Consider the following 24,314-nt stretch of genomic DNA (forward strand, 5'->3'; position numbering starts at 1 on the left):
CGAGACACACACACCTCGCCACCCCCCCCCCCCCAGCGCGCGGCCCCCCGCCCCCCCTCGCACGGGGGGGGGGGCCGCCGGGCGGGCGCCCGCCCCCCCCCCCCCGCGCCCCCGGCGCGTGCGGAAGAAGGGGAGGGAGTGGGCCAAGAGGGGGTGCGGGCCCGGCGGTCTGCCGGGGCGGTGAGGGCGTGGGTCTGGTCGGGTGCGGCCCGTTGGCGTGGGTGGTCCCCGAGCGGGGCGTGCGGGCGTGGTGGTCTGCCGGGGCGGTGAGGGCGTGGGTCTGGTGGGGCGCGGCCCGTTGGCGGGGGTGGCCCCCGGGCGGGGCGAGGGCGGGCACCCCGGTTCAGTGGGTCGGGACGCGCGACAGCAGGCTGCGGGCCTGTCGGGCCTCGTGGGCGGTGCGGCCCATCGGGGTGGGCGGCAGGTGGGCGAGGAGGGCGGTCGCGGCCTCCGGCTCGCCCGCGTGGGCGTGGGCGGTGGCCAGGCGGGCCGTGACGAGGGCGTGGTCGTGGGGGTGGGTGGAGGGCGGCAGCTGGGTGAGCGCGGTGCTCAGGTGGGCCGCGGCGCTGCGGGCGTGGGACGGGCGGCCGAGGCTCGCGGCGAGGTCGCGGTGGCACGTGCCGTGGGCGACGGTCAGGACGAGGTGGGCGCGCGCGAGCCACGGGCTCGGTTCGCCCGCGCGCAGGGCCGCCGCGGTCAGCCGCTCGGCGTCGGCGAGGGCGCGCAGGGCGTCGGGGGCGGCACCGGCGCGGCCGTACGCGTGGGCCTCGGCGAGGGCGGCCCAGGCCTGGACGCCGGGCCGGGCGGGCAGGAGGAGTGCGGCGGAGCGGGCGGCGCCGGCGAGGGCCAGGGCGGTCGTGGGGTCGCCGTTCCACCAGTGCACCGAGCTCTGCCGGGCGAGCAGGTCGGCGACGGCGGCCCGGTCGTCGGCGGCGCGGGCCCAGGCGAGCCCGCGGCCGTACCAGGCGAGGGCGCGGGTGGGGCGGTCGCCGTCGAAGTGGGCCCAGCCGGCGAGCTCGGCGTAGCGGGCGGCGAGGGCGAGGACGCGGGCGTCCGGCCGCCAGCCGGCCAGGATGCGGGCGTGGTGTTCGAGGACGGCGGTGAGGTCCTCGCCGCCGATGTGGCCGAGGGCGGCGCGGTAGACGGCCAGCAGGCCGCTCTGGACGTCGAGGGCGGCCGCGTCGGGCCGGACGGCGCCGGCGGCCCCGGGCGCGCCGAGCGGGCCGAGTGCGCCGAGGTGTTCGCGTTCCTGCCGCACGGGCTGCCAGAGCTCGGTGAGTTCGCCGCCGGTGCCGAGCAGTGCGTCGGCGCGGACGGCGAGTCCGGGCGGCGGCCAGCGGCGGGCGTTCTCGATCCGGCTGATGAGGGAGTCGTCGTAGCCGAGCCGGCGGCCGAGTTCGGCCTGGCTGAGGCCGTGGACCGCGCGCCAGTGCCGCAGCCGGTGGCCGAAGCGCAGCCGGGCGGAGACGGGGATGGGGACCGGGATGGGGACAGGGGAGGGGGAGGGAGCAGGCGAGGGAATGCGGGGGAGCGGCACGGGGCCTCCCGGTGACGGTGGGGGTGCGCTCCGAGGGGGAAGCGCCATGCCGGGGTATCCCCATTGACGTAGACCCGTCAAACGAGTCGCCGTTCAACGCTGCCGTTCAAGGCCGCCGCTCAGGCCGCCACTCAAGCGAGGGGCGGAGCCCCTGGAACGCGGACCGGGCCCGGGAGCCTCCGCAACGGCTCCCGGGCCCGGCGTTCGTCACGCGCGGGGCGGACGGCTCAGGAATCCGCCGCCACCGCGGCCCGCCGCCGACGGCCCACCACGGCCGAGGCCGCGAGCACGATCGCCGCGGCGACCAGCGACAGGTACATCTGCTTGCGCCCGTCGGAGTCGGTGAACATGTACGCCATCACGAACCCGATCATGCCGATCGCGGTCCAGGTCAGGTACGGGTACAGCCACATCCGCACGGTCAGCCGCTCGGGCATCTCGCGCTCGATGATCTTGCGCATCCGCAGCTGGGTGCCGCAGATCACCAGCCAGACGAAGAGCGCGACCGCGCCGGAGGAGTTCAGCAGGAACGCGAACACCGTGTCGGGGGAGGTGTAGTTGAAGAAGACGGCGATGAAGCCGAACACCACCGAGGCCAGGATCGCGACCCGCGGCACGCCGCGCTTGGTGACGGTCGCGAACGCCTTGGGCGCGTCGCCGCGCTGGCCGAGCGAGAAGGCCATCCGGGAGGCCGTGTACATCCCGGAGTTGAGGCAGGACAGGACGGCCGTCAGCACGATCACGTCCATCACCTGGCCGGCGTGCGGGATGCCCACGTGGTTCAGCACCGCGACGTACGGGCTGGCCTTGACCTCGGCGGAGTCCCACGGCAGCAGGGTGACGACGAGCAGGATCGAGCCCAGGTAGAAGACGCCGATGCGCCAGATCACGCTGTTGGTGGCCTTGGTGACGGCCTTCTCCGGGTCCTCGGACTCGCCGGCGGCGAGCGTGACGATCTCGCTGCCCATGAACGCGAACACGACGGTGAGCATGCCGGTGAACACCGCGCCGACGCCGTGCGGCAGGAAGCCGCCGTGGCCGGTGAGGTTGCTGGTGCCGACCGAGTGGGTGCCGGGCAGCAGGCCGAACACGGCGAGGATGCCGATCACCAGGAACGCGGCGATCGCGACGACCTTGATCCCGGCGAACCAGAACTCGAACTCGCCGTAGGACGACACCGAGGCGAGGTTGGTGGCGGTGAGCACCGCCATCACGATCAGCGCGAACGCCCACTGCGGCACGCCGGGCATCCAGTGGTTGAGGATCTTCGCGCCGGCGGTCGCCTCGACCGCGAGCACCACGACCCAGAAGAACCAGTACAGCCAGCCGATGCTGAACCCGGCCCAGCGGCCGAGCGCGCGGTCCGCGTAGGCCGAGAACGAGCCGCTCTGCGGGTCGGCCGCGGCCATCTCGCCGAGCATCCGCATCACCAGCACGACCAGCAGGCCGGCCAGCGCGTAGGAGAGCAGGATGCCGGGGCCGGTGGCCGCGATGCCCGCGCCGGAGCCGACGAACAGGCCGGCGCCGATCACGCCGCCGATGGCGATCATCGACAGGTGGCGGTTCTTGAGCCCGGCCTTCAGGTGGCCGTCGCCGCCGTGCCCGCCGTGCCCGTCCGGTCCCGCCTGGTGGGGGACCTTCGCCGTCGTCGCCGGCTTGGTGGTGTCCGCACTCATCAAGGGTGCCCTTTTGCCTTTCCCGCGCGGTGTGACCCTCGGCTCGTCTCGCCGGAGGGTTTGTGGGGACAGACCCGCGCATTGCGGTGCAACCTAACTTCTACGCCCGAGTATCGGAACAAGGCCTCGATAACTGTTCGGTAAGCGGACGAGAAAGCGCAGGTCAGAGGGGGTGCAAAGGTGACGTGGAAGCCTCAAATCTGACGCAGCGTCAGATCGCGTGAGAGCGTTCCGGGATGGGAGGTCTATGCCTCTCGCAGGTCCAGGACGACGATCCGGCGCGCGTCCGCCGGCCGTCCGGTGAGGCGGGCCGCGAGGATCCGGGGGATGTCGCTCTCCTGCGCGTGGCCGGGGAGCAGGGCCACCTCCGCCCGTCGCACCCCGGGCTCCCCGTGGACGGCGTACGCCACCCGGTACGTCGTCCGCTCCGGCGGTGGCGTGCAGTGCTCCCGCCCGTCGACAGTCATCGGCACCCGCCTCCTCCGGGCCATTGTCGACCCGGTGTGGCCGAACGGGGCAAATCCGGGCAGAGTGGGATTCTCCGGAAGGGGTGGCCCTCATGCCCATGCAGACCACCTGGAAGGGGACGATCAGCTTCGGGCTGGTCAGCATCCCCGTTCACCTGTACTCGGCGACGCAGGAGCACGACGTCGCACTGCACCAGGTGCACGCCAAGGACGGCGGACGGGTGCGGATGAAGCGGTACTGCGAGCGGGAGGAGAAGGAGGTCCCGTACGCGGAGATCGCCAAGGGCTACGAGTCCCCCGACGGCCGGACCGTCACCCTCACCGACGAGGACCTGGCCGACCTCCCGCTGCCCAGCAAGAAGATCATCGACGTGCTGGCCTTCGTCGACGCCACCGAGATCGACCCGCTGATGTTCTCCAAGGCCTACTACGTCGGCGTCGCCGACAAGGGCGCGGCCAAGCCGTACGCCCTGCTGCGCGACGCGCTCGTCGAGTCCGGCCAGATCGCCGTCACCAAGATCGCGCTGCGCACCCGGGAGTCGCCCGCGGTGCTGCGCGTGCACGACGGCACCCTCGTGCTGCAGACCTGCATCTGGCCCGACGAGGTGCGCCCGGCGGCCGGGATCGCGCCGGAGGAGGACGTCAAGGTGCGGCCGCAGGAGCTGAAGATGGCCCGGTCGCTGATGGAGACGCTCTCCGAGGACTTCGACCTCTCCCAGCTCCACGACGACTACCAGCTGGCCCTGCAGCAGGTCGTCCAGGCCCGCCTGGAGGGCGTCGAGATCCCGCACGAGGAGGAGCCCGGCGAGGCGCCCGACAACGTGATCGACCTGATGGAGGCGCTGCGCAGCAGCCTCAAGCAGGCCAAGGTCGCGCACGGCGGCGACGGGCCCGCGGGGGAGGGGCCCGCGCCGCCGCGCAAGCGGGCCGCCCCGGCGAAGAAGACGGCGTCCGCGCAACCCGAGGCCGCCGCGACGAAGACCACCACCCGCAAGACCACCGCCCGCAAGGCGACGACCGGCGAGACGACGACAGGCAAGACGACCACCCGCAAGACCGCGGCCCCCCGCAAGGCCTCGTAGGCCGTGCGGGAAGGTCCGCGGACCAGGCAGTCCCCCTTTCCCGACTTCCCCCCTTTCCGACTTTCCCGACCGACGACGGGAGGCGATCCCCATGGACCTGCTGACCTACAAGGAACTCGACACCGGCCCCGACGCCCCGGCGGACCCGAGCTGGGGCCACCGGGCCTGGCACTGGCTGCTGAGCCTCAGCCCGACCGCCGTGACGATCATGGTCGCGCTCTCGATCGGCTTCTGCATGGTCGCGGTGCAGGTGTCCCAGGAGGTCGTGCTCGCCGTGCTGGCCGTCTTCTGGGGCCTGACCTTCATCGCGCTGGTGGGCGTGGTCGCCCGCTGGATGACGACGCCCGGCCGGGGCAGGCACCGGATGGCCGCCTGACCCCGGCCACGCAGGCGCGGGATCCGGGCGGGCTCAGCCGATCCACACCGTGGTGACGTTGCAGAACTCCCGGATCCCGTGCCCCGACAGCTCCCGCCCGAACCCGGAGCGCTTGACGCCGCCGAACGGCAGCGCCGGGTGGGAGGCGGTCATGCCGTTGAAGAACACCCCGCCCGCCTGGATGTCGCGCACGAAGCGTTCCTGCTCCGCCGCGTCCGTCGTCCAGACGTTGGAACTCAGGCCGAACGGCGTGTCGTTGGCGAGTGCGACGGCCTCGTCGAGGTCGGCGACGCGGTAGACGGTGGCGACCGGCCCGAAGGTCTCCTCCAGGTGGATCCGCATGGCCGGGGTGATGCCGGTGAGCACCGTCGGCTCGTAGAAGTACCCGGTGTCCCAGCCCTCGGGGCGCCCGCCGCCGCACTCGACCCGGGCGCCGTGGGAGCGCGCGTCCTCGACGAGTTCCTCCAGGTCGTCCCGGCCCTGGCGGCTGGCGAGCGGGCCGACGTCGGTGGCCTCGTCCATCGGGTCGCCGACCCGCAGGGCGCGCATCGCCTCGCTGAAGCCGGCGGTGAAGGCGTCGTAGACGTCGGTGTGGACGATGAAGCGCTTCGCGGCGATGCAGGACTGGCCGTTGTTCTGCGCCCGGGCCCGGACGGCGGTGCGGACGGCCGCGTCGAGGTCGGCGGACGGCATCACCACGTACGGGTCGCTGCCGCCGAGTTCCAGCACGGCCTTCTTGACCTCGTCGGCCGCGGTGGCGGCGACCGCCCGCCCGGCCGGCTCGCTGCCGGTGAGGGTCACCGCGGCCACCCGGCGGTCCCGGATCACGCCCTCGACCGCGCCGGAACCGATCAGCAGGGTCTGGAAGCAGCCCTCGGGGAAGCCGGCCCGGCGGAACAGCTCCTCCAGCGCGACGGCCGTGCGGGGCACGTTGGAGGCGTGCTTGAGCAGGCCGACGTTGCCGGCCATCAGCGCGGGCGCGGCGAACCGGATCACCTGCCAGAACGGGAAGTTCCACGGCATGACGGCCAGCACTGCGCCGATCGGGCGGTAGCGGACGTAGGCGCGGGCGGCGCCCGAGTCGGCGACGTCGGCCGGGGCCGGGTGCTCGTCGGCGAGCAGCGCCTCGGCGTTGTCGGCGTACCAGCGCATCGCCTTCGCGCACTTGGCGGCCTCGGCCCTGGCCGCGGTGAGCGGCTTGCCCATCTCCTCGGTCATCGTGCGGGCGATCGCCTCCTGGTCCTGGTCGAGCAGGTCGGCGGCCCGGCGCAGCAGCGCGGCGCGGGAGGCGAAACCGGTGGTCCGGTAGCTGTGGAAGGCGGCCTCGGCGAGGGCCAGGCGCCGGTCGAGGCCGGCCGCGTCGAGGGGTTCGAAGGTCTGCAGGATCTCGCCGGTCGCGGGGTTGACGCTTGCGATGGGCATGCGGGGGGCTCCCAGGGTGTCGGGGAAGGGCCTGTGCCCAAACCTGCCCGACCGACCGTCCCCGGACACGCCACCGCCGCCCGGCGTGTCCTGCCGGGCGGTGGGCGGGGACGGCCGGGCGGTGCGTGGGGACGGCCGGCGCGGGCTACTCGGGCAGCGACTCGACCCGGGCGGCGGCCTCGCGCGCACGGGCCCCGGCCCGGGTGCGGCCGGCCGTCACCAGGCGGTTCGGGAAGCGGTGCAGGTACTCGGCCTCCAGCTGGCCGGTGCGCAGCGTGTGGCGCTTGAGCGCCTCCTCGGAGCCGTACAGGAACGTCTCGTGGCGTGTGCGGTGCAGCTGTTCCAGCTCGTGCAGCAGGATGTCGTTGCCCAGCGCGTGCGGGGAGACGCCCTCGGGCCTGAGCTGCGGGGCGGTGGCGTGCCGCATGTCCGTACCTCCTCGGCGAATGCCCCCCTTGTACCCGGTGCCCGGCTACCCGCTCCAGTACACGCGTTCGGGTGACGGGCGGCATCTCGGGGTGGGCGCCGCGCCGCGGGTCCGGGCAGGCTGTGATCATCGAGCCTCGACATGAGACGTAGGATGAATCCTTCGTTTCCACAGAAACCGCGCGGACGGATCGCTCATGCCCCTTCCCAAGGCCGAACTCCACCTGCACATCGAAGGCACGCTGGAGCCCGAGCTCGCGTTCGCCCTCGCGGACCGCAACGGCGTCGCACTGCCGTACGCCGACACCGAGGAGCTCCGCGAGGCCTACTCGTTCAGCGATCTGCAGTCCTTCCTGGACCTGTACTACGCGCTGATGGCCGTGCTGCGCACGGAGGAGGACTTCGCGGACCTCGCCGACGCCTACCTCGCCCGCGCCGCGGAGCAGGGGGTCCGGCACGCGGAGATCTTCTTCGACCCGCAGGCGCACACCGCGCGCGGCGTGCCGATCGGCGTCGTCGTGGACGGGCTCACCCGCGCGCTCGGACGCAGTGCGGAGCGGTACGGCATCAGCACCCAGCTGATCATGTGCTTCCTGCGGGACGAGTCCGCCGACTCGGCGCTGGAGACCTTCGAGGCCGCGCGCCCGTACTTCGACCGGATCGCGGGGATCGGCCTCGACTCGGCCGAGGTCGGCAACCCGCCGGCCAAGTTCCGCGAGGTGTACCGGCGCGCGGCCGAGGCCGGGCTGCGCCGTGTCGCCCACGCCGGGGAGGAGGGGCCGGCCGGGTACGTCACGGAGGCGCTGGACGTGCTGGGCGTCGAGCGGATCGACCACGGGCTGCGCTGCCTGGAGGACGGCGAGCTGGTGGCCCGCCTGGTCCGCGAGCAGGTGCCGCTGACCCTGTGCCCGCTGTCCAACGTCCGCCTGCGGTGCGTCGACACGCTCGCCGACCACCCGCTGCGGGAGATGCTGGACGCCGGGCTGCTGGTCACCGTCAACTCCGACGACCCGGCCTACTTCGGCGGCTACGTCGACGACAACTTCCGGGCCGTCCAGCAGGCCCTGGCGCTGGAGCCGGAGACCCTGCGGCTGCTCGCCGCGAACTCCTTCCGCGCGTCCTTCATCGACGACGACCGGAAGGCCGAACTCCTGGCCGAGGTGGCCGCGTTCACCTTCCCGCCGGTCGAGTTCTGACGGCGGGTCGCGCCTGCGCCCCCTCCGGGCAGTGCTTGGGGTCGAGGGGGCGGAGGCGCGGCAGGTCAGAGCAGGGTGCTCCAGTAGTACCAGAACCGGTTGAGCACCAGCAGCGCGATCACCGCGTACCAGAGCACCGGCACCACCCAGTGGTAGCGCGCCGCCTCCCGCACCACCGGCCGCAGCCCGCGCCCGACCGGGATGATCCCCGAGCGCAGGTTGTGCAGCGTCGTGTACCAGAACAGGGGGATCATCGTGGCCCACACCACCATGCAGTACGGGCAGAGCGCGCCGATCCGGTAGAGCGCCTGGTACATCAGCCAGGTCACGAAGCCGATCCCGAACAGCGTCCCGGCCTGGAGGCCGAGCCAGAACCAGCGCCGGTACGCCGCCCCCGCGAGCAGGCCCGCGCCGATCGCCGCCACGACGGCGAAACCGGCCAGGCCGAGCAGCGAGTTGGGGAAGCCGAAGGCCTCGGCCTGCTCGCTGCGCATGATCGAGCCGCAGCTGATGATCGGGTTGATGTTGCAACTGGGGACGTACGACGGGTCCTTCAGCAGCCGGAGCTTGTCCAGCGTGAGGACCGCCGAGGCGAACAGGCCGACCGCGCCGCCGATCAGCAGCAGCCAGGCGAACGGCCGGCCCGCGCCGTACGTCCGCCCGGCGGGGGCGGCCGTCACCCGGTCACCTGCTTGACCATGGCGGTGAACTGCTCGGGGCTGACGGCCTTCCCGCCGGTGAGGACGTCCAGCTTCTTGCCGTCCAGCTTGACGGTCGGGGTGCCGGTGACGCCGCTCTTGTTGAACTCCTCGTTCACCTTGGCCGCCCACGGCGCGTAGGTGCCGTCCTGGACGGCCTTGACGAAGGCGTCGGTCTTCAGGCCCGGCACCTGGCCGGCCAGGTCGAGGATCTTGTTGGTGTCGCCGAAGCCGTCGGTGCGCTCGTCGGGCTGGTTCTTGTAGAGCACGTCGTGGAAGGCCTTGAACTTGTCCACGCCCTCGTTGAGCGCGGCGCCGGCGGCGGCCAGCGCGGTGCGCGAGCCCTTGCCGCCGAGGTTGCCGTCCAGGAACGTCGCCAGGTGGTACTCGATCTTGTACGTGCCGGCGTCGGCGAGCTGCTGGATCGCCGTTCCGGTGGTGGTCTCCAACTGCTCGCAGAACGGGCAGCGGAAGTCCTCGTAGATCTCCAGGGTGTGCGGGGCGTCGGCCTTGCCGTAGGTGATCACGGTGCCGTTGGTGCCGCCGGCGTTGGCCGGGACGACCAGCGGGCCGCTCGCGGAGCCGCCGGAGGAGCCGGAGGAGCCGTTCACGGCGAAGGCCACGCCGCCCACGATCGCGAGCAGGGCGACGGAGGCGGCGCCGACCACGACGCGGCGGCGGACCCGGTCCGCGCGCTCGGCCTGCTCGCGGGCGGCGCGCATGCGGTCGGTGGCGGAGGTCCTGGTGCTGCTCTTGCGGGAGTTGCTCATGGGGTGTCGTCCTGTGCTCTCGGGTGCTCGCGGGCCTGCGGAAGAGGGCGCGCGGGCGTGCGGAAGGGCGGGCGCGCGCGGGGATCCGGCGCGCGGTGAGAGGACCGGCCGCGACCGTGGGAGGGGTCGCTCAGCCGGCCGGGGCGAACACCGGCGGACCGCGCCGCACGGCGGGGCCGAGCACGACGTCCTCGGCCGGGACGCGGACCCGGCTGGCCCGCGGGAAGGGCACCCGGACCACCGGACGGGCCGGGACGGGCGCCGAGAGCAGCGGCAGCAGACGGGCGGCGGCCGGCAGGTGGCGGTGCAGGAACTCGGCCGTCATCCGTGCCGAGCGCGCCAGGCCGGCCAGCGCGGCGTCCGCGCGGCGCAGCCAGAACGCGCCGGCCAACCCGATCGCCGTGTGCAGCAGCAGGAGCAGCGCCAGCCCGGTGTGCGGGGAGACTCCGTGCCCGAGCAGGAGGCCACCCAGGGACCCGCCGCCGCACAGCAGCGGCTCGAAGCCGCGGGTGGCGCCGGGCGGCAGCGACGGACAGCTCGCCTGGGCGTAGCCGAACAGCGCGCTCACGCCCAGCTCCAGCGGCAGGAACACCGCGGCGACCGCCGGGTAGCCGCGCTCGCGGCCGGCGAGCGCGAAGGCCACCGCGAAGACGGCGGCGGAGGCGACGGCCAGCGTGCCGGCGGGCAGCGGGCGGCCGGTGACGAGCACCTGGCCGAGCCCGGCGAGCAGCACGACCAGCGCGGCGAAGACCGCCGCGCGGAGTGTCCTGGTGACCGGGCCGGAGTAGTGCATCGCACCCGAGTCTGCCACAGGTTGAAACCCGAACGGTCCGGCCGACAGCCCCCTGTGGGGAGCCTCACCATGGCCGCTGAGCTGGGCTTATGTCGTCCTTACGCGATCGCGGGGGGCGCGGCGCGGCGATCACCGGGCGGCGGCGACCCGCGCCTCGACCAGGTCCCGGAAGTGTTCGAGGTCGCCCCGCACGGCCCGCTCGATCGCCCCGGCCTGGGCGAAGCCGCGCGGCCCGCCGAAGGCCTCGTGGACGGCGTCCGGGTCGTACTCCACCCGGATCTGCAGGCGGGTGTGCCCCGCGTCGATGGGCAGCAGGGCGAACGCGCCGCGCAGCCGGACCCCGTCGAGCGTCCGCCAGGCCATCACCCGGCCCCGGCCGCGGTCGGTGATCTCGGTCTCGACGTCCCGCTCGGAGCCCCCGATCGCCACCCCGAGGTGGGCGAGGTTCCGTCCGTGCGGGTAGGCGCTGCGCACCCCGTCGACGAACTGCGGGTAGTCGTGCACCCGGTGCAGCTGCTCCCAGGCGGCGAGGACGGGGGCTGCTATGTCGATCTGCTCCTCCAACATGGTCATGACTGGACCGGACCTCCTGCGGTTGGTCGCTCCGCCGGTTGATCGTGGAGTGGTTCCAGCCTGCGCTCCGGAGCGGCCGCGGGCAAAGGGCGCACGGGGGCGCACCCGCCGGGGCGCGGGGTGCGGGGCCGTGCGGGAGACTGGGCGCATGCCGGAGCTGCCCGAGGTCGAGGCGCTGTGCGCCTTCCTGCGCGAACGGCTGACCGGGCGGGTCGTCGCCCGGGTGCAGCCGGTGGCGATCAGCGCGCTGAAGACGTACGACCCGCCGGTCACCGCCCTGGAGGGGCTGACGGTCGGGTCGGTCGCGCGGCACGGGAAGTTCCTGGACATCGAGGCCGGCGGCCTGCACCTCGTCATCCACCTGGCCCGCGCCGGGTGGCTGCGCTGGAAGGACGGCCTGCCCGCCGAACCGCCGCACCCGAGCCCGAAGAACCCGCTCGCGCTGCGGGTGCGCCTGGCCGGCGAGGCCGGGGACGGCTTCGACCTCACCGAGGCCGGGACGAAGAAGGGGCTCGCCGTCCACGTCGTCCGCGACCCGGCCGAGGTGCCCGGGGTGGCCCGGCTCGGCCCGGACCCGCTGGACCCGGGCTTCACCCCGGAGTCCTTCGCCGCGCTGCTGAGCGGCGAGCGGCGGCAGCTCAAGGGCGTCCTGCGGGACCAGACCGTGCTGGCGGGCGTGGGCAACGCCTATTCGGACGAGGTGCTGCACGCGGCCCGGATGTCGCCGTTCAAGCTGGCGTCGAGCCTGACCGACGAGGAGACGGCGCGGCTGTACGCGGCGCTCGGCGACACGCTGCGCGACGCGGTGGAGCGCTCGCGCGGGCTCGCGGCGGGGGAGCTGAAGGCGGAGAAGAAGCTGGGGATGCGGGTGCACGGCCGCACCGGGCAGCCGTGCCCGGTGTGCGGGGACACCGTGCGCGAGGTGTCGTTCGCGGACTCCTCGCTGCAGTACTGCCCGACCTGCCAGACCGGCGGGAAGCCGCTGGCGGACCGGCGGCTGTCCCGGCTGCTGAAGTGAGCTGACGTGAGTGGTGCGGCAGCCGGGACGCGGGTCGGTGCGGGTGCGGGTGCGGTCGCGGGTGCGGTGGCGGGTGCGCTCGCTCAGCGCTTGATCGCGACGCCGCCCCAGTAGTACGCGGCCCACGGGTTGGCCGGCGGCGGGCCGTCCGGGCGCCAGGCGAGGACGGGGGTGACGCCCGGCTCGACGAGGTCCCAGCCGTCGAAGAAGCGCACGACGTCGTCGCGGGTGCGCGGCACGAGGGTCATCCCGCCGGCCCGGGCGGCCTCGGTGACCTGGCCGACGGCCACCGGGTCGAAGTCCTGGGTGGGGGTGGTGAGCGCGAGGCAGCTGCCGGAGGGCAGGGCGTCGCGCAGCGCGGCGACCCGGCCCCACGGGTCGTCCTCGTCGGCGATCAGCATCAGCACGGCGATCATCAGCAGGCCGACCGGCCGGTCCAGGTCGAGAGTCGCGGTGAGCGCCGGGTCGGAGAGCAGTTCCCCGGGCTTGCGCAGGTCGGCGTGGATGTAGGTGGTGCGGCTGGCCGGGGTGGAGACCATCAGGGCGCGGGCGTGGGCGAGCACGATCGGGTCGTTGTCGACGTACACCACGCGGGTGCCGGGGCTGACCTCCTCGGCGATCTCGTGGGTGTTGGGCGAGGTCGGGATGCCGGTGCCGAGGTCGAGGAACTGGCGGATGCCGTGCTCGCGGGCGAGGTGGCGCACGGCCCGGCCCTGGAAGGCGCGGTTGGCCCTGGCCATCTCCTTGATGCTGGGCACGGCCTGCTCGATGGCCTCGGCCATGGCGCGGTCGGGCGGGAAGTTGGTCTTGCCGCCCAGCCAGTGGTCGTAGACGCGGGCCGAGTGGGGAGTGGTGGTGTCGACGCCGAAACGTTCCCACTGGCTCAGCTCGGCGGGCTCGTCCTCGTGCTGCTCCCGGTCCGGGAAGTCCTGACTTGTCGTCATGGCCACGTCCTCTGATGGCAGATCATCACACTGGAGGGGGCCAGCGTAGCGGGCCTGTGTGGAACCTGTGCGTCCGGTGGGGGAAGGCCGGTGCCCTTGGGCCGTCGGAGTGGTGATCAGGTCCGTCGGGGGTGCCGACCGGGAGCCGGGGTTCCGGGCGGGGGAAGCATCCACCATGCTGTCAGATCGTCTGATTACCTCTCGGATTACTACGAACCCTGGCCCCGGGTCCGGATCGGGCCGCCCGTCCCGCCGGCTGCTGCTCGTCGCGGCCGGAATGTCGCTGCTCGGGGCGGCGGGCTGTCAGAACCCCTTCGACGGTGCGGATCCGCCCCCGGCGCCACCTGTGCCGGACGCCGCCGAGGCGGGCGCGGTCGGGGCGGCGCCGATCGGGTCCCCCTCGCAGTGGGCCTCGCCCACGGCCTCGCCCACCGCGCCGCCGTCCGCGACCCCGTCGAGGGCTCCCTCGCCCACTGCGACGGGCTCGCCGAGTGCGCAGGCCACGCAGGCCGCGCAGGCCGCGCAGGCCGCGCAGGCCGCGCAGCCCGTGCACAAGGTGCTCACGCAGGCGGAGAGCAAGCCGGTGTACGAGCTGGACCCGTCACGGAAGGTCGTGGCGCTCACCATCGACGACGGCCCGGACCCGCGGTACACGCCGGCCGTCCTCGACCTGCTCCAGAAGTACGGGATCCGGGCGACGTTCTTCCTGATCGGGGAGAACGCCGTCGAACACCCGGCGCTGGTGCGGGAGATCGCGGACCGCGGCCACCACATCGCCAACCACACCTGGACCCACCCGGACCTGCGGCACATGTCCGATTCGAAGGTCAAGGACGAGCTGGAGCGCACCTCGGACCTGCTCCTGCGGACCACCGGCCGGCAGCCGACCTGGTTCCGCGCGCCCGGCGGGGACTGGTCGGACGCCTCGCTGCGGATCGCCGCCGACCTGGGGCTGCGGAACATGGCCTGGTCGGTGGACCCGCGCGACTGGGCCAGGCCGGGGACGTCGGCGATCATCGACACCATCCTCAAGGACGTCCGGCCCGGCTCGATCGTGCTCAACCACGACGGCGGCGGGGACCGGTCGCAGACGGTGGCGGCGATCAAGGCGTACCTGCCGGTGCTGGTCGACTCGGGGTACTTCTTCACGGCCCCGCCGAACTGAGGGCGGTGGTGGCGGTGGCCGGTGCGGCGGGTAGCGGTTTGCTTGCTTAAACCACTCGAAAAGGTGGATTGGAAGAACCGTTTCTGCGCTTTTTGGGCCCATAGGGTGATCTCGCACCAATTCACCAGGTACCGCCGGGTACCACCTGAAAGGCCCTCAATCATGCGTCTCCGCAATGCCGTACTGGCCTCCGCCAGCGCCATCGCCCTCGTTCTCGCCGTTCCGACCTCCGCCGGCGCCGCCACCGGCGATTTCCTCTACAAGGTCGGCCCCGGGGTGCTGACCGGCCTGGCCGATCCGGAGAGCCGCGTGTGCATCGACCTTCCGGAACTCGGGAACGGCCCGGCCTTCGCGCCGGAGAACCTCACGAGCTCGACGGCCACGGTGTTCCTCGACGCCCACTGCGACGGGGACGTCTTCTACGTCATGAACCCGGGCAAGAAGCTCGGCGACAAGCTGAAGCTGCGCTCGGTCATCTTCTCCTGACCGGCGGCGACGGGTGAGGTGGCCGGGGCCGGGCGGTCGGCGTAGCGTCGAACTGTCCGGCCCGGTCGCCGGCGCCTCGTCGTGCCCCGTGGTCGGGCGCCGCAGCCTGGGCAGAACGAAGGAGGCCTGGGATGACCGGCAACGGCTACGCCCACCCCGAGGCGCTGGTCCGCACCGACTGGCTGGCCCACCACCTGGACGACGGCACCGTCAGGGTCGTCGAGGTGGACGAGGACACCAGCGCGTACGAGCGGGACCACATCCCCGGCGCGGTCGGCTGGAACTGGGCCACCGACCTGCACAGCAGCGTCGGCCGCGACTACGTCGACCGGGCGGGCGTCCAGTACCTGCTGCGCGCGGCCGGGGTGGAGGACGACACGACCGTCGTGCTGTACGGCGGCAACAACAACTGGTTCGCCGCGTACGCGTACTGGCTGCTGCGGCTGCGCGGGTTCGGGCCGGTGCGGCTGCTGGACGGCGGGCGGAAGAAATGGGAGCTGGAGGGGCGCGAGCTCACCCACGAGGTCATGGACTACCAGCACACCTCGTACCGGCTGACCGGGCCCGAGCGGCCGGAGCTGCGTGCGCTGCGGGACGAAGTGCTGGGCAAGGCCGAGGTGTTCGCGAAGCCGGGCACGGACGCGGTGCTGGTGGACGTCCGCTCGCCGGCCGAGTTCCGGGGCGAGCTGATCGCGCCGCCGCACCTGCCGCAGGAGCAGGCGCAGGTGCCCGGTCACATCCCCGGCGCGCTGAACATCCCCTGGTCGCAGGCGGCCAACGACGACGGGTCGTTCCGCTCGGCGGAGGAGCTGCGGGCGCTGTACGGGGGCCGGGGCGTGGGGCCGGAGCGCGAGGTGATCGCCTACTGCCGGATCGGTGAGCGCTCGGCGCACACGTGGTTCGCCCTGACCGAACTGCTGGGGTACCCGCACGTCAAGAACTACGACGGCTCCTGGACGGAGTACGGCTCGCTGGTGCGGGCGCCGGTGGCGCTCGGGGCGTGAGGGCGCCGAAATCCGGCGTTCGGCCGGTTGCATCATTTCGGCTTGTTTCTTTGCATGAACATCTCATAATCCGGGAGTGGATCCGGGGCTGCCGGGACAAGGATCGATCCGACCCTTCGTCCCAGCGATCCTGGAGGACCCGTTGCGCAAGAGGCTGATCGTCTCCGCCGCGAGTGCCATGGCCCTGTTCCTCGCCGTCCCGGCGTCGGCCGCCGACTTCCAGCCGGGCGCCCCCGGCATCGGCGACTCCTACTACCCGACTTACGGCAACGGCGGCTATCACGTCTCCCACTACGACATCCGGCTGAAGTACCAGCCCGCCACCGACGAGCTGGAGGGCACCACCACCATCCTCGCCACCACCACCCAGGACCTCTCGCGGTTCAACCTGGACTTCGCGCTGAACGTCCAGGAGGTCCGGGTCAACGGGCGGGCGGCCACCTTCGCCACCAGTGGGGAGCAGGAGCTGGAGATCACGCCCGCCCGGCCGCTCGCCAAGGACAGCCAGGTCACCGTGGTCGTGCGCTACAAGGGCGTGCCGTCCACCGTGAAGCGCTACGGCTTCACCGCGTGGCAGCGCACCCCGGACGGCGGGGTCGCGGCCGGCGAGCCCGAGGCGGCGTGGTGGTGGTTCCCGAGCAACGACCACCCCAGCGACAAGGCCACCTTCGACGTCTCCGTCCAGGTGCCCGACGGCAACGAGGTGATCAGCAACGGTGTCCTCGTGAGCAAGAGGTCCCAGGCGGGCTGGACCCGCTTCTCCTGGCGCGAGAACAAGCCCCAGGCGACATATCTGGCCACCCTGGCGGTCGGCAAGTTCGACGTCACCCAGGACACCACGGCGAGCGGCATCCCCGTCTACAACGCGTACAGCAAGGACCTCGGCGAGAACGCCGACGCCGCGCGCGCCAGCGTCGAGCGCACCGGCGAGCTCGTCGACTGGCTCAGCGGCTACTTCGGCGAGTACCCGTTCAGCTCCGTCGGCGGCTACGTGCCCAACTCCAAGGCCGGCTACGCGCTGGAGAACCAGACCCGGGTGTTCTACGGCGCCAAGCAGTTCGCCCGCGGCTCCAACACCTCGGTGGTCGTGCACGAGCTGGCCCACCAGTGGTACGGCGACAGCGTCTCCGTCGCGCACTGGAGCGACATCTGGCTCAACGAGGGCTTCGCGTCGTACGCGCAGTACCTGTGGTCCGAGCACGAGGGCGAGGGCACCGCGCAGGAGCTCGCCGACTACGTCTACGCCTCGCACCCGGCCGGCGACAAGTTCTGGACCATCAAGCCGGGCGACCCGGGCGCGGACAACCAGTTCGACTCCGCCGTCTACGACCGCGGCGCGGTGGCGATCCAGGCGCTGCGCAACACCGTCGGCGACGACGCCTTCTTCCGGATCCTGAAGGGCTGGCCCACCGAGCACCGCTACGGCAACGCGAACGTCAAGGACTTCCAGGCGTACGCGGAGACGATCTCCGGGCAGGACCTCGGGGAGCTCTTCACCACCTGGCTGTTCACCCCGTCGAAGCCGGCCGTCGGCCCGGCGCCGAAGGCCGGCGTCGACTCGCAGGCCTCGCTCGCCGCACGCTCGGACGCGGTGGGCGCCGCCGACGAGCCGCAGGCCGTCGTCGAGCCGAAGTCCTGGCAGAAGATCCAGGACAGCCACGCACGCGGCGGCGAGCGCTGACCTCACTGCCGAACCGACCCCGCGCCGTGGGCCCCCCGGCGATGAACCCGGCGGCGGGCGGCGCACGGGGTGTTGGGGCCGCCCCCGCGCACGCGGGCCGGGGGGGGGGGGCCCCCGGCCCCGCCCGGGGCGGCGCGCGCTCACAACACGCCCGACCCGCCCCCGCGCCGTCCGCCCCACGCTGTACACGGGGGGGGGGGCCGGCGAAGGGTATGAGGCGCCGGACCGGGAGCAGGCGGCAGGGTGCGGTGCCGACCAGGGCCGGGCGGATGCCCGCCTGCTCCTCGAACTCCCGGCCCACGACCGGGAAGTGGGTGTCGTTGTCGTTGCCCACGTCGATCGTCTCGATCCAGACGCGCTCGCCCGCGACGGCCATCGGGAAGCGGCGCAGCTTGCGGCGCGGGGCAGGCGCCAGCGACTCGGCGTAGTGCAGGAAGGTGTTCCGGTTGTGGCCGACGCCGAGCAGCAGCACGTGCGCGTCCAGGTCGTGCAGCGCACCGAACGGGGACTCGCGGCCGACCGCGTCGCCGAGTGACTGCCGGGCGGTGATCCGCGCGGCCTCGGCTCCGACGGCCGCGACCGACGCCTGCGGGTGCGGGCTGCGCAGGCTCTCCGGGAGCGCGCGCAGCGCCTCCGCTATGGCGCCCATCGGCGACGGCATGGCGGGGTGGAACAGCGGGACCGCGGCCCGGCGTTCGGCGATCTCGGGCGTCGGGACGCCGGTGTGCTCCGGGTGCGGATCGAGGACGACGGACCCGGTGAAGGCCGGCACCACGACCGTCCCGGTGGGCCCGACGGCCGCGCGCAGGCTCGCGACGACGGCGTCGGCGCCGCCCTCGACCCGGCCGAGGCTGGAGAGCGACGAGTGCACGATGAGCGCCATGCCCTCTCGGACGCCCATCGAGCGCCAGGCCTCGGTGAGCCCGGCGGCGGTGAGCGGCTCGGTGAGCGGCTTGTTGAGCGGTGTGGTGCGCGGCGTGGAGTCGTGTGCGGTCATGGTGCCCCCGTTCGTCTGGTCGTTCGGGGCCGACCATAGCCCGGGGGTCTGACAATCGATCAGTTCACGGCGGGGCTCCGGCGTTCGACGAGGACGACGTCGCGCCAGCGGCCGTTCAGGCGGCCGACGCGTTCGCGGGTGCCGACGGTGCGGAAGCCGGCGCGGTGGTGGAGGGCGAGGCTCGCGCCGTTCTCCGGGAAGATCCCGGCCTGGACGGTCCAGATGCCGGCGGCGTCGGTGGAGGCGAGCAGGGCCGACAGCAGGGTGCGCCCGACGCCGCGCCCGTGGGCGGCGGGGGCGACGTAGACGGAGTGCTCGACGACGCCCGCGTAGGCGCTGCGGGCGGAGACGCGGGACACGGCGGCCCAGCCGAGGAGGGTGCCGTCGTCGTCGAGGGCGACCAGGCGGTGCTCGGGCAGGCGGGAGGCGTCGAAGGCGGGCCAGTCGGGGGCGGCGGTCTCGAAGGTCGCGTCGGCGGTGTCGATGCCTGCCTGGTAGACGGCGAGGACGGCCTCGGCGTGGTCGGGGGTCATCGCCGTGATGTTCACCGGGCGTCCTCGTCGAGCGCGGCGAGGACGCGGGCCTCGTCCTCGGCGGTGAAGCCGTGGCCCAGGGGCGGTGCGCCGCGGTCGCGGTCCCAGGCGAGGACGTCGGCCGCGGTGACCGCGAGCGGGGTGGTGGGCAGGCCGGCCGCGCGGGCTCGGGAGGCGTCGCGCTGCTGGCCGGGCCAGAGCCCCTCCTCGCGGACCAGCGGGAAGAACGGCGGCGGCGCCGTCTCCGGCGGCACCGGGACGACCTCGACCTCGGTGCCGGCGACCGCGGCGCAGGTGGCGATCACCCCGCCCAGCGTGACCGGTTCGGCCGGGCCGACGGCGTGGAACGCGCCCGGCCGCTCGTCCTGGACGAGCCGCAGCACGAAGCGGGCGAGGTCGCGCGAGTCGACCAGCTGGACGGGCTGCTCAGGCCGCCCGGGGAGCGCGATCCGGCCGCCGCCCGCCGCCCGACGCGCCCAGTAGGTGAGCCCGCGCTGGTCGTGGGGGGGGGGGGGGGGCCCGCGCGCGCCCCCCCGCCCCGCGCACCCCCCCCCCCCACCCCACACTCCCGCCCCTCCCCCTCCTGTCCCCCCCCACCGACCTCGTCCTCGCAGGCGACCTTGAGCCGGCCGTACGTCTCCTCGTCCAGCTGCTCGGCCTCCCGCAGCGGTGCCCGGCGCGGGGTGGACTCGTCCGAGCCGGGGGCGAGCCCGGCGCGCTCGTAGACCGCGTGGCTGGAGATGAACAGGTAGCGGCCGACGGAGTCGCCGAGCACGTCCATCGCCCCGGTGACCTGGCGGGGGAAGAAGCCGCTCAGGTCCACCACCGCGTCCCAACCGCCGTGCCGGAGGGCCGAGTAGTCGCCGGCGTCGCGGTCGCCGGTGAGGCGGGTCGCGGCGGGGAACAGGCCGGGGTTCGTCCGGCCGCGGTTGAAGAGGGTGACGTCGGCCCCGCTGCGCAGGGCTTCGTCGGCGATGGTGCGGCCGATGAAGGAGGTGCCGCCGAGGAGGAGAATTCGCATGCGGCCGAGCCTACTTCGGCGGTTCAAGCGGTTTTCAGCGCGCGCCGGCCAGGCGCGGGTAGTCGGTGAAGCCGGCGGCGCCGTGGGTGTAGAGGCGGGCCGGGTCGAAGGCGGTGAGCGGGGCGTCGACGGCGAGGCGTGCGGGCAGGTCGGGGTTGGCGATGAAGGCGCGGCCGTAGGAGACCAGTTCGGCGAGGCCGGAGTCGAGGACGGCCTCGCCGCGGGCGCGGTCGGTGGCGGCGCGGTTCTCGCCGACGTTGGCGATCAGCGGGCCGTGCCAGCGGGGGCGGAGGTCGGCGAGGGCGGGGTAGTCGTCGTTGTCGGTGAGGTGGAGGTAGGCCAGGCCGAGGCCGTCGAGTTCGTCGAGCAGCGCCCGGTAGACGGGTGCCGGGTCGGCCTCGGCCATGCCGAACTGCGGGTTTCCGGGGGACAGCCGCAGGCCGAGCCGGTCCGGACCGATCGCCGCGGCGACGGCGGTGACCAGCTCGACCGGGAAGCGGAGGCGGTCGGCGAGGGTGCGCGGGCCGTACTCGTCGGTGCGGAGGTTGGTGTTGTCGGCGAGGAACTGGTGGATCAGGTAGGAGTTGGCGCCGTGCAGCTCGACGAGGTCGAAGCCGGCCGCGAGGGCGTTGCGGGCGGCGTCGACGTGGTCGGTGACCGCCCGGCGGATCTCGTCGCGGGTCATCGCGCGCGGGGTGACGGCGTCGGCCTTGGCGCCGTCGCGGACGTGCACCGGGCCCGGGGCCGGGACGGCGGACGGGCCGGCCGGGACGTCGCCGAGCAGGCGGTTGAGCGGGTGGCCCTGGCGGCCGCCGTGCATCAGCTGGGCGACGATCCGGCCGCCGGCCGCGTGCACGGCCTCGGTGACGGCCCGCCAGCCGGCGGTGTGCTCCGGCGTCTCCAGGCCGGGCAGGCGCCAGCCGGACTGGCCGGCCCGGCTGGGCCAGATTCCCTCGGTGATGATCAGGCCGGCGCTCGCGCGCTGGGCGTAGTACTCGGCGACGACGGGCAATGGTGTGCCGTCCTCGGTCGCCCGGTAGCGCGTCATGGGGGCCATGACGACGCGGTTCGGCAGGTCGAGCGCGCCGAGGCGGTAGGGGGTGAGGAGCGGGCCGGTGATGGCGGTGGTGGTCATGCCCGCACGGTAGAACCTGACACCGGTGTCAAGTTCAAGCGGTGTCAGGTTCAAGCGGTGGCCGGCGCCGCGGCCTCGTCCAGGACCAACTCCTCGATCCCGTAGAGGAATTCCTCCATGGCCGAGCGTGGCAGCACGGCGGGATCGGCGGTCATGACGAGGCTCAGCGCGTCGGCCGTCCGGACGGCGTCCAGGGCGTAGGTCAGGCCGGGGCGCGGCTCGAAGTCGACGGGCCAGGTGAGAGTGGTGCGGTCGTCGCCGCCCACTGCCTCGGCGGGGACGGGCGGGGCCAGCTCGCGGGTGTCGTTGAAGACGCAGGACCGGTCGGCGAGCGGGACGCCTCCGGCGGCGAGGGCGGCGATCTCCTCGTCCAGGCGCAGTTTGTCGTAGTAGGCGTGGCGGTAGGTGCCGATCGCGGCGGCGTGCGTGCGGCGTACGATCCCGCCGAACTCGCCGGTGGCGTCCGGGAGGTGGAACAGGCCCTCGCCGGCGACGGTGCTGACGGCGTTCGCCAGTTCGGGCAGGAAGCGGTTGTTGACGACGACGTGCAGGACGGCCTCGGAGGAGCCGGAGAGCTTGGCGGTCATCGCGGCCGTGGCGGCGAGGAGGACGGAGGAGGAGCTCACCCGGTGTGCGGCGGCGACGAGTTCGACGGCGGCGGGCAGGGCGGGGGAGCGCAGCACGGCGTTGGGGAAGCGGGTCGCGGCGGGTCCGTTCGGCTGGGGGAACAGGCGGGCCGGGCCGAGTCGCAGCTTGCGCAGGAACTGCTTGCGGGCGCCCGCGTCCCGCCGCCTGCCGCGTTCGGAGGCCTGGAACTCGGCTTCCTCCAGCGGCTGTTGGGCGGGCTCGCGGAGCGCGGCCAGCTCGGCGGGCGCGGTGCCGAGGCAGAGTGCGGTGAGGTCCGCGACGAGGCGGGTCATGCCGTTGCCGTCGACGGCGGTGTGGGCGAGCACCAGGCTGACGTGGCGGGCCAGGCCGCCGTGCTCGACCACGCCGACGCGGATCGGCCACTCGCCGGCGCAGTCGAACGGGCGGGCCGCCAGCTCGTCGTGCAACCTGGCACCGGTGGCGGCGAGTCGGCCCGGGTCGGGGCAGTGTTCGGTGTGCACGGCGAGTCGGCCGTCGGGGTCGACGAGCTGGCGCAGCCGCCCCTCCTCGTCCGGGACGAGCCTGGTGTGCAGCGCGTCGTGGAGGTGGAGCAGCCGGTCGAGGGCGGTGAGCAGGACGGGCAGCGGCAGGCCGGGGTCGAGCGGGGCGGCGGTGGTGATGGTGTAGCGCGGCGCGTCGCCGGGGGCGAGGCGCCGGACGGCGTCCCAGATGGCCTGCTGGCCCCAGGTGGCCGGCCCGGAACCGGACCGGCCGGACGAGAAGGCGATCTCCGGCAGTTGACGAGTGGTCACCGTGTGGCTCTCCGTAAGGGCGTGGATCGGTACGTCCTGGCTGGTGCGGTGGGAGCGCGTGGGCCGTTCGGGGAGAGTGTGGCGCACCGGCCGCCGGGCCGTCGAGAGAGCGGGTGACGAGCGGGCCTAATGGACGTCCGCGGTGACCGCGTAGACGTCGGCGAGGCGGGCGTCGAACGCGGGCCGGGTGAACAGGTAGTCCTGGCTGCCCGCGGACTCCAGGGCGTACGCGGCCAGCACACAGCCGGTCCGGGCGGCCTGTTCGTCGTCGAGGCCGTCGGCCTTCGCGGCGAGGAAGCCGGCCCGGAACGCCCCGCCGCCGCCCGCGCCGTCGGGCAGCCGGGAGATCGGCGCGGCGGGGACGGCGATGGAGGGGCTGGTGGCGTAGTCGATCCAGACGCCCTCCGCGCCGAGGGTGGTGATCCAGGCGCCGACCCGGTTCAGCACGTCGGCCGCCGCCCAGCCGGCGTGCTCCAGGAGGGCGGCGCGCTCGCGGCGGTTGGTGACCAGGTAGGTGGCGCCGGCGAGGACGGCGTCGGCGCCGGCCCGGCCGAGCCGCTCGGTGCGGCCGGCCACGTCGACGAGGTACGGCAGGCCGCGGCGGCGGCACTCGGCGGCCCGCTCGGCGAGCACCTCGGGCTCGGCGGGGCCGAGGAAGACCAGGCCGACGTCCTGCGGCCAGCCCTCGGGGCCGGGCGCGTCGTCCTCGGCGAGGGCGCCGGGGTGGTAGGAGACGATGCGGTTGTCGTCGGCGTCGGTGGTGCGGGTGTAGCGGGCGGTGGCCAGGCCGGTGGAGATCCGGACCCGCGAGGTGTCGACGCCGACCTCCTCCAGCCGGGCCCGGTACTCGCCGAAGTCCTTGCCGGCCGCGCCGAGCAGCAGTGGCGCGCGGCCGAGCCGGCCGAGGCCGAAGGCGACGTTGGCGGCCACGCCGCCGTAGCGGACCTCCAGGTCGTCGACGAGGAACGACAGGGACAGGTGCTGGAGCTGGGCCGGCAGCAGCTGGCTGGTGAAACGGCCGGGGAAGGTCATCAGGTTGTCGATGACGATCGGGCCGGTGACGGCGATTCTCATGGGGTGCCTCACCTGGGGTGAATGGGTGCGAGCGGGACTGTGCCGGGGGAGGCGGGGGAAGGGGATCTCAGAGGGCCCAGAGGACCCAGGCCAGCAGGAGCAGGTTGGCGGTGCCCTGGGCGACGGCGCTCGCGAGCGCGGAGCCCGTCCAGGCGCGGCAGACGCCCAGGGCGACGCCCATCGCGAAGACGGACGGCAGGACGCCGCAGATCACCCGGGCGTTGAGCGGGTTGAGCCCGTAGTCGCCGAGGTGGACGAGGGCCCAGCCGGCCGAGGTGACGGCGATCGCGACGAGCGGGCCGCGGGTGCGGGCGACGGCGTCGTACAGCACGCCGCGGTAGCAGACCTCCTCGACCAGCGGCACCAGGAGGCCCATGCAGAGCACCATGGCGACTCCGGCGACGACCGGCTGCCCGGGGGCCATCTGCCGGAAGAGCTCGGGGACGAGGGAGGTCCAGTTGTCGGCGCCCCGGCCGAACGCGGCCCGGGTGGCGAACACGGTGTTGGCGTAGGCGAGCACCACGAGGCCCGTCCCGGCGAAGGCCGGGAGGAAGCGGAAGCGGCGCAGGCCGGCCGCCGCCCACTCGACCCGGTCCAGGACGGTGACGACGGCCGCGCTCAGGCCGACCGAGAGCACCATCAGCGGCATCGACACCGCGCCGGCGATCCGGACGACGGCGAGCACGGCGAACACCTTGGCGGCGGAGGAGGCCGGCGCCTCGCGGTGGTGCCGCCTGAGCCGGTGCAGGGTGCGCCGGCGCAGGGGAGTGCGAGCCCGCCCGGCGGTGGCGGGCGCGGGGGTGGCGGGCGCCACCGCCGGACGGTCCGCGGTCACGGGTG

At 73.8% G+C, this 24,314-nt stretch carries 25 protein-coding genes and 1 pseudogene; 8 read left to right on the plus strand and 18 right to left on the minus strand.

The annotated features are described in order from the left end of the window. Positions 1-343: 343 nt before the first annotated feature. The 3 genes from ACFV4G_RS22770 to ACFV4G_RS22780 all read right to left on the minus strand — a co-directional run bounded on the left by ACFV4G_RS22770 (position 344) and on the right by ACFV4G_RS22780 (position 3,680). Positions 344-1,537, minus strand: a complete 1,194-nt coding sequence (locus ACFV4G_RS22770; protein ID WP_380443197.1) for a helix-turn-helix domain-containing protein — start codon at positions 1,535-1,537, stop codon at positions 344-346. A 227-nt stretch (positions 1,538-1,764) separates the two neighbouring features. Then, positions 1,765-3,213 carry an amino acid permease gene (locus ACFV4G_RS22775; protein WP_380443199.1) on the minus strand — a complete coding sequence of 483 codons (1,449 nt, stop codon included), beginning with the start codon at positions 3,211-3,213 and terminating at the stop codon, positions 1,765-1,767. Between the two features lie 245 nt (positions 3,214-3,458). Further along, a complete protein-coding gene (locus ACFV4G_RS22780; protein ID WP_380443201.1) occupies positions 3,459-3,680 on the minus strand; it encodes a hypothetical protein in 222 nt (73 codons plus the stop codon). A gap of 98 nt (positions 3,681-3,778) precedes the next feature. Between ACFV4G_RS22780 and ACFV4G_RS22785 the strand changes: the two genes are divergently transcribed. Together ACFV4G_RS22785 and ACFV4G_RS22790 are read left to right on the plus strand one after the other, a co-directional pair. Continuing rightward, positions 3,779-4,762 carry a Ku protein gene (locus tag ACFV4G_RS22785; RefSeq protein ID WP_380443275.1) on the plus strand — a complete coding sequence of 328 codons (984 nt, stop codon included), beginning with the start codon at positions 3,779-3,781 and terminating at the stop codon, positions 4,760-4,762. A gap of 91 nt (positions 4,763-4,853) precedes the next feature. After that, positions 4,854-5,138: a hypothetical protein gene (locus ACFV4G_RS22790; protein ID WP_380443203.1), complete on the plus strand. Its 285-nt coding sequence runs from the start codon at positions 4,854-4,856 to the stop codon at positions 5,136-5,138. 33 nt (positions 5,139-5,171) lie between these two features. Here ACFV4G_RS22790 and ACFV4G_RS22795 read toward each other — a convergent pair whose 3' ends face one another. Next, positions 5,172-6,560: an NADP-dependent succinic semialdehyde dehydrogenase gene (locus ACFV4G_RS22795; RefSeq protein WP_380443205.1), complete on the minus strand. Its 1,389-nt coding sequence runs from the start codon at positions 6,558-6,560 to the stop codon at positions 5,172-5,174. A gap of 145 nt (positions 6,561-6,705) precedes the next feature. Beyond that, positions 6,706-6,987 carry a DUF6158 family protein gene (locus ACFV4G_RS22800; RefSeq protein WP_380443207.1) on the minus strand — a complete coding sequence of 94 codons (282 nt, stop codon included), beginning with the start codon at positions 6,985-6,987 and terminating at the stop codon, positions 6,706-6,708. Positions 6,988-7,183: 196 nt separating this feature from the next. Between ACFV4G_RS22800 and ACFV4G_RS22805 the strand changes: the two genes are divergently transcribed. Next, positions 7,184-8,182 carry an adenosine deaminase gene (locus ACFV4G_RS22805; RefSeq protein WP_380443209.1) on the plus strand — a complete coding sequence of 333 codons (999 nt, stop codon included), beginning with the start codon at positions 7,184-7,186 and terminating at the stop codon, positions 8,180-8,182. Between the two features lie 65 nt (positions 8,183-8,247). Here ACFV4G_RS22805 and ACFV4G_RS22810 read toward each other — a convergent pair whose 3' ends face one another. From ACFV4G_RS22810 to ACFV4G_RS22825, 4 genes are all read right to left on the minus strand, one after another. Next, a complete protein-coding gene (locus tag ACFV4G_RS22810) occupies positions 8,248-8,862 on the minus strand; it encodes a vitamin K epoxide reductase family protein (protein WP_380443211.1) in 615 nt (204 codons plus the stop codon). Then, positions 8,859-9,650, minus strand: coding sequence for a DsbA family protein (locus tag ACFV4G_RS22815; protein ID WP_380443213.1), 792 nt, complete (start codon positions 9,648-9,650; stop codon positions 8,859-8,861). Before ACFV4G_RS22815 ends, ACFV4G_RS22810 begins: the two co-directional genes overlap by 4 nt. 130 nt (positions 9,651-9,780) lie before the next feature. Next, positions 9,781-10,443, minus strand: a complete 663-nt coding sequence (locus ACFV4G_RS22820; RefSeq protein WP_380443215.1) for a hypothetical protein — start codon at positions 10,441-10,443, stop codon at positions 9,781-9,783. Between the two features lie 129 nt (positions 10,444-10,572). Further along, on the minus strand, positions 10,573-11,016 hold the full coding sequence (locus ACFV4G_RS22825; RefSeq protein WP_380443217.1) for an SRPBCC family protein: 444 nt from the start codon (positions 11,014-11,016) through the stop codon (positions 10,573-10,575). A 148-nt stretch (positions 11,017-11,164) separates the two neighbouring features. On the opposite strand from ACFV4G_RS22825, the gene ACFV4G_RS22830 reads away from it, so the two are divergent. Next, entirely contained in the window at positions 11,165-12,034 is an 870-nt protein-coding gene (locus tag ACFV4G_RS22830; protein ID WP_380443219.1) for an Fpg/Nei family DNA glycosylase, read from the plus strand. Between the two features lie 83 nt (positions 12,035-12,117). On the opposite strand, the gene ACFV4G_RS22835 is transcribed toward ACFV4G_RS22830, so the two are convergent. Continuing rightward, a complete protein-coding gene (locus ACFV4G_RS22835) occupies positions 12,118-12,978 on the minus strand; it encodes an SAM-dependent methyltransferase (protein ID WP_380443221.1) in 861 nt (286 codons plus the stop codon). Positions 12,979-13,324: 346 nt separating this feature from the next. Here ACFV4G_RS22835 and ACFV4G_RS22840 point away from each other — a divergent pair, with 346 nt between their 5' ends. The 4 genes from ACFV4G_RS22840 to ACFV4G_RS22855 all read left to right on the plus strand — a co-directional run bounded on the left by ACFV4G_RS22840 (position 13,325) and on the right by ACFV4G_RS22855 (position 17,314). Next, positions 13,325-14,143 (plus strand): polysaccharide deacetylase family protein, encoded by an 819-nt coding sequence (locus tag ACFV4G_RS22840; protein ID WP_380443222.1) that lies wholly within the window; start codon positions 13,325-13,327, stop codon positions 14,141-14,143. Positions 14,144-14,305: 162 nt separating this feature from the next. After that, positions 14,306-14,629 carry a hypothetical protein gene (locus ACFV4G_RS22845; RefSeq protein WP_380443225.1) on the plus strand — a complete coding sequence of 108 codons (324 nt, stop codon included), beginning with the start codon at positions 14,306-14,308 and terminating at the stop codon, positions 14,627-14,629. A gap of 131 nt (positions 14,630-14,760) precedes the next feature. Continuing rightward, complete coding sequence (locus ACFV4G_RS22850) at positions 14,761-15,633, plus strand: sulfurtransferase (protein ID WP_380443227.1); 873 nt, start codon at positions 14,761-14,763, stop codon at positions 15,631-15,633. 142 nt (positions 15,634-15,775) lie between these two features. Continuing rightward, a complete protein-coding gene (locus ACFV4G_RS22855) occupies positions 15,776-17,314 on the plus strand; it encodes a M1 family metallopeptidase (RefSeq protein WP_380443229.1) in 1,539 nt (512 codons plus the stop codon). Between the two features lie 214 nt (positions 17,315-17,528). Here ACFV4G_RS22855 and ACFV4G_RS22860 read toward each other — a convergent pair. From ACFV4G_RS22860 to ACFV4G_RS22895, 8 genes and pseudogenes are all read right to left on the minus strand, one after another. After that, positions 17,529-18,311 (minus strand): annotated as a pseudogene (locus ACFV4G_RS22860) (aminoglycoside N(3)-acetyltransferase); the annotation flags it as partial. A gap of 59 nt (positions 18,312-18,370) precedes the next feature. After that, positions 18,371-18,844, minus strand: coding sequence for a GNAT family N-acetyltransferase (locus ACFV4G_RS22865; RefSeq protein WP_380443277.1), 474 nt, complete (start codon positions 18,842-18,844; stop codon positions 18,371-18,373). A gap of 11 nt (positions 18,845-18,855) precedes the next feature. Next, positions 18,856-19,149, minus strand: coding sequence for a hypothetical protein (locus ACFV4G_RS22870; RefSeq protein WP_380443231.1), 294 nt, complete (start codon positions 19,147-19,149; stop codon positions 18,856-18,858). Further along, a complete protein-coding gene (locus ACFV4G_RS22875; protein ID WP_380443233.1) occupies positions 19,146-19,865 on the minus strand; it encodes a hypothetical protein in 720 nt (239 codons plus the stop codon). Before ACFV4G_RS22875 ends, ACFV4G_RS22870 begins: the two co-directional genes overlap by 4 nt. 34 nt (positions 19,866-19,899) lie before the next feature. Beyond that, a complete protein-coding gene (locus tag ACFV4G_RS22880) occupies positions 19,900-21,000 on the minus strand; it encodes an alkene reductase (protein WP_380443235.1) in 1,101 nt (366 codons plus the stop codon). Between the two features lie 50 nt (positions 21,001-21,050). Further along, positions 21,051-22,400 carry a condensation domain-containing protein gene (locus ACFV4G_RS22885; protein WP_380443237.1) on the minus strand — a complete coding sequence of 450 codons (1,350 nt, stop codon included), beginning with the start codon at positions 22,398-22,400 and terminating at the stop codon, positions 21,051-21,053. Between the two features lie 126 nt (positions 22,401-22,526). Further along, positions 22,527-23,474, minus strand: a complete 948-nt coding sequence (locus ACFV4G_RS22890; RefSeq protein ID WP_380443238.1) for a PfkB family carbohydrate kinase — start codon at positions 23,472-23,474, stop codon at positions 22,527-22,529. A 67-nt stretch (positions 23,475-23,541) separates the two neighbouring features. Next, positions 23,542-24,309: a CPBP family intramembrane glutamic endopeptidase gene (locus ACFV4G_RS22895; protein ID WP_380443240.1), complete on the minus strand. Its 768-nt coding sequence runs from the start codon at positions 24,307-24,309 to the stop codon at positions 23,542-23,544. Positions 24,310-24,314: the final 5 nt, after the last annotated feature.

The sequence above is a fragment of the Kitasatospora sp. NPDC059747 genome (assembly GCF_042732955.1).
Classification (GTDB): Bacteria; Actinomycetota; Actinomycetes; order Streptomycetales; family Streptomycetaceae; genus Kitasatospora.

What these genes read in the sequence shown, in the direction of transcription:
- ACFV4G_RS22825 (WP_380443217.1), bottom strand. Translation starts at nt 11,016, where the DNA reads ATGACCATGTTGGAGGAGCAGATCGACATAGCAGCCCCCGTCCTCGCC.
- ACFV4G_RS22875 (WP_380443233.1), bottom strand. Translation starts at nt 19,865, where the DNA reads ATGCGAATTCTCCTCCTCGGCGGCACCTCCTTCATCGGCCGCACCATC.
- ACFV4G_RS22790 (WP_380443203.1), top strand. Translation starts at nt 4,854, where the DNA reads ATGGACCTGCTGACCTACAAGGAACTCGACACCGGCCCCGACGCCCCG.
- ACFV4G_RS22830 (WP_380443219.1), top strand. Translation starts at nt 11,165, where the DNA reads ATGCCGGAGCTGCCCGAGGTCGAGGCGCTGTGCGCCTTCCTGCGCGAA.
- ACFV4G_RS22780 (WP_380443201.1), bottom strand. Translation starts at nt 3,680, where the DNA reads ATGACTGTCGACGGGCGGGAGCACTGCACGCCACCGCCGGAGCGGACG.
- ACFV4G_RS22795 (WP_380443205.1), bottom strand. Translation starts at nt 6,560, where the DNA reads ATGCCCATCGCAAGCGTCAACCCCGCGACCGGCGAGATCCTGCAGACC.
- ACFV4G_RS22820 (WP_380443215.1), bottom strand. Translation starts at nt 10,443, where the DNA reads ATGCACTACTCCGGCCCGGTCACCAGGACACTCCGCGCGGCGGTCTTC.
- ACFV4G_RS22835 (WP_380443221.1), bottom strand. Translation starts at nt 12,978, where the DNA reads ATGACGACAAGTCAGGACTTCCCGGACCGGGAGCAGCACGAGGACGAG.
- ACFV4G_RS22815 (WP_380443213.1), bottom strand. Translation starts at nt 9,650, where the DNA reads ATGAGCAACTCCCGCAAGAGCAGCACCAGGACCTCCGCCACCGACCGC.
- ACFV4G_RS22775 (WP_380443199.1), bottom strand. Translation starts at nt 3,213, where the DNA reads ATGAGTGCGGACACCACCAAGCCGGCGACGACGGCGAAGGTCCCCCAC.
- ACFV4G_RS22850 (WP_380443227.1), top strand. Translation starts at nt 14,761, where the DNA reads ATGACCGGCAACGGCTACGCCCACCCCGAGGCGCTGGTCCGCACCGAC.
- ACFV4G_RS22865 (WP_380443277.1), bottom strand. Translation starts at nt 18,844, where the DNA reads ATGACCCCCGACCACGCCGAGGCCGTCCTCGCCGTCTACCAGGCAGGC.
- ACFV4G_RS22845 (WP_380443225.1), top strand. Translation starts at nt 14,306, where the DNA reads ATGCGTCTCCGCAATGCCGTACTGGCCTCCGCCAGCGCCATCGCCCTC.
- ACFV4G_RS22890 (WP_380443238.1), bottom strand. Translation starts at nt 23,474, where the DNA reads ATGAGAATCGCCGTCACCGGCCCGATCGTCATCGACAACCTGATGACC.
- ACFV4G_RS22880 (WP_380443235.1), bottom strand. Translation starts at nt 21,000, where the DNA reads ATGACCACCACCGCCATCACCGGCCCGCTCCTCACCCCCTACCGCCTC.
- ACFV4G_RS22785 (WP_380443275.1), top strand. Translation starts at nt 3,779, where the DNA reads ATGCAGACCACCTGGAAGGGGACGATCAGCTTCGGGCTGGTCAGCATC.
- ACFV4G_RS22805 (WP_380443209.1), top strand. Translation starts at nt 7,184, where the DNA reads ATGCCCCTTCCCAAGGCCGAACTCCACCTGCACATCGAAGGCACGCTG.
- ACFV4G_RS22800 (WP_380443207.1), bottom strand. Translation starts at nt 6,987, where the DNA reads ATGCGGCACGCCACCGCCCCGCAGCTCAGGCCCGAGGGCGTCTCCCCG.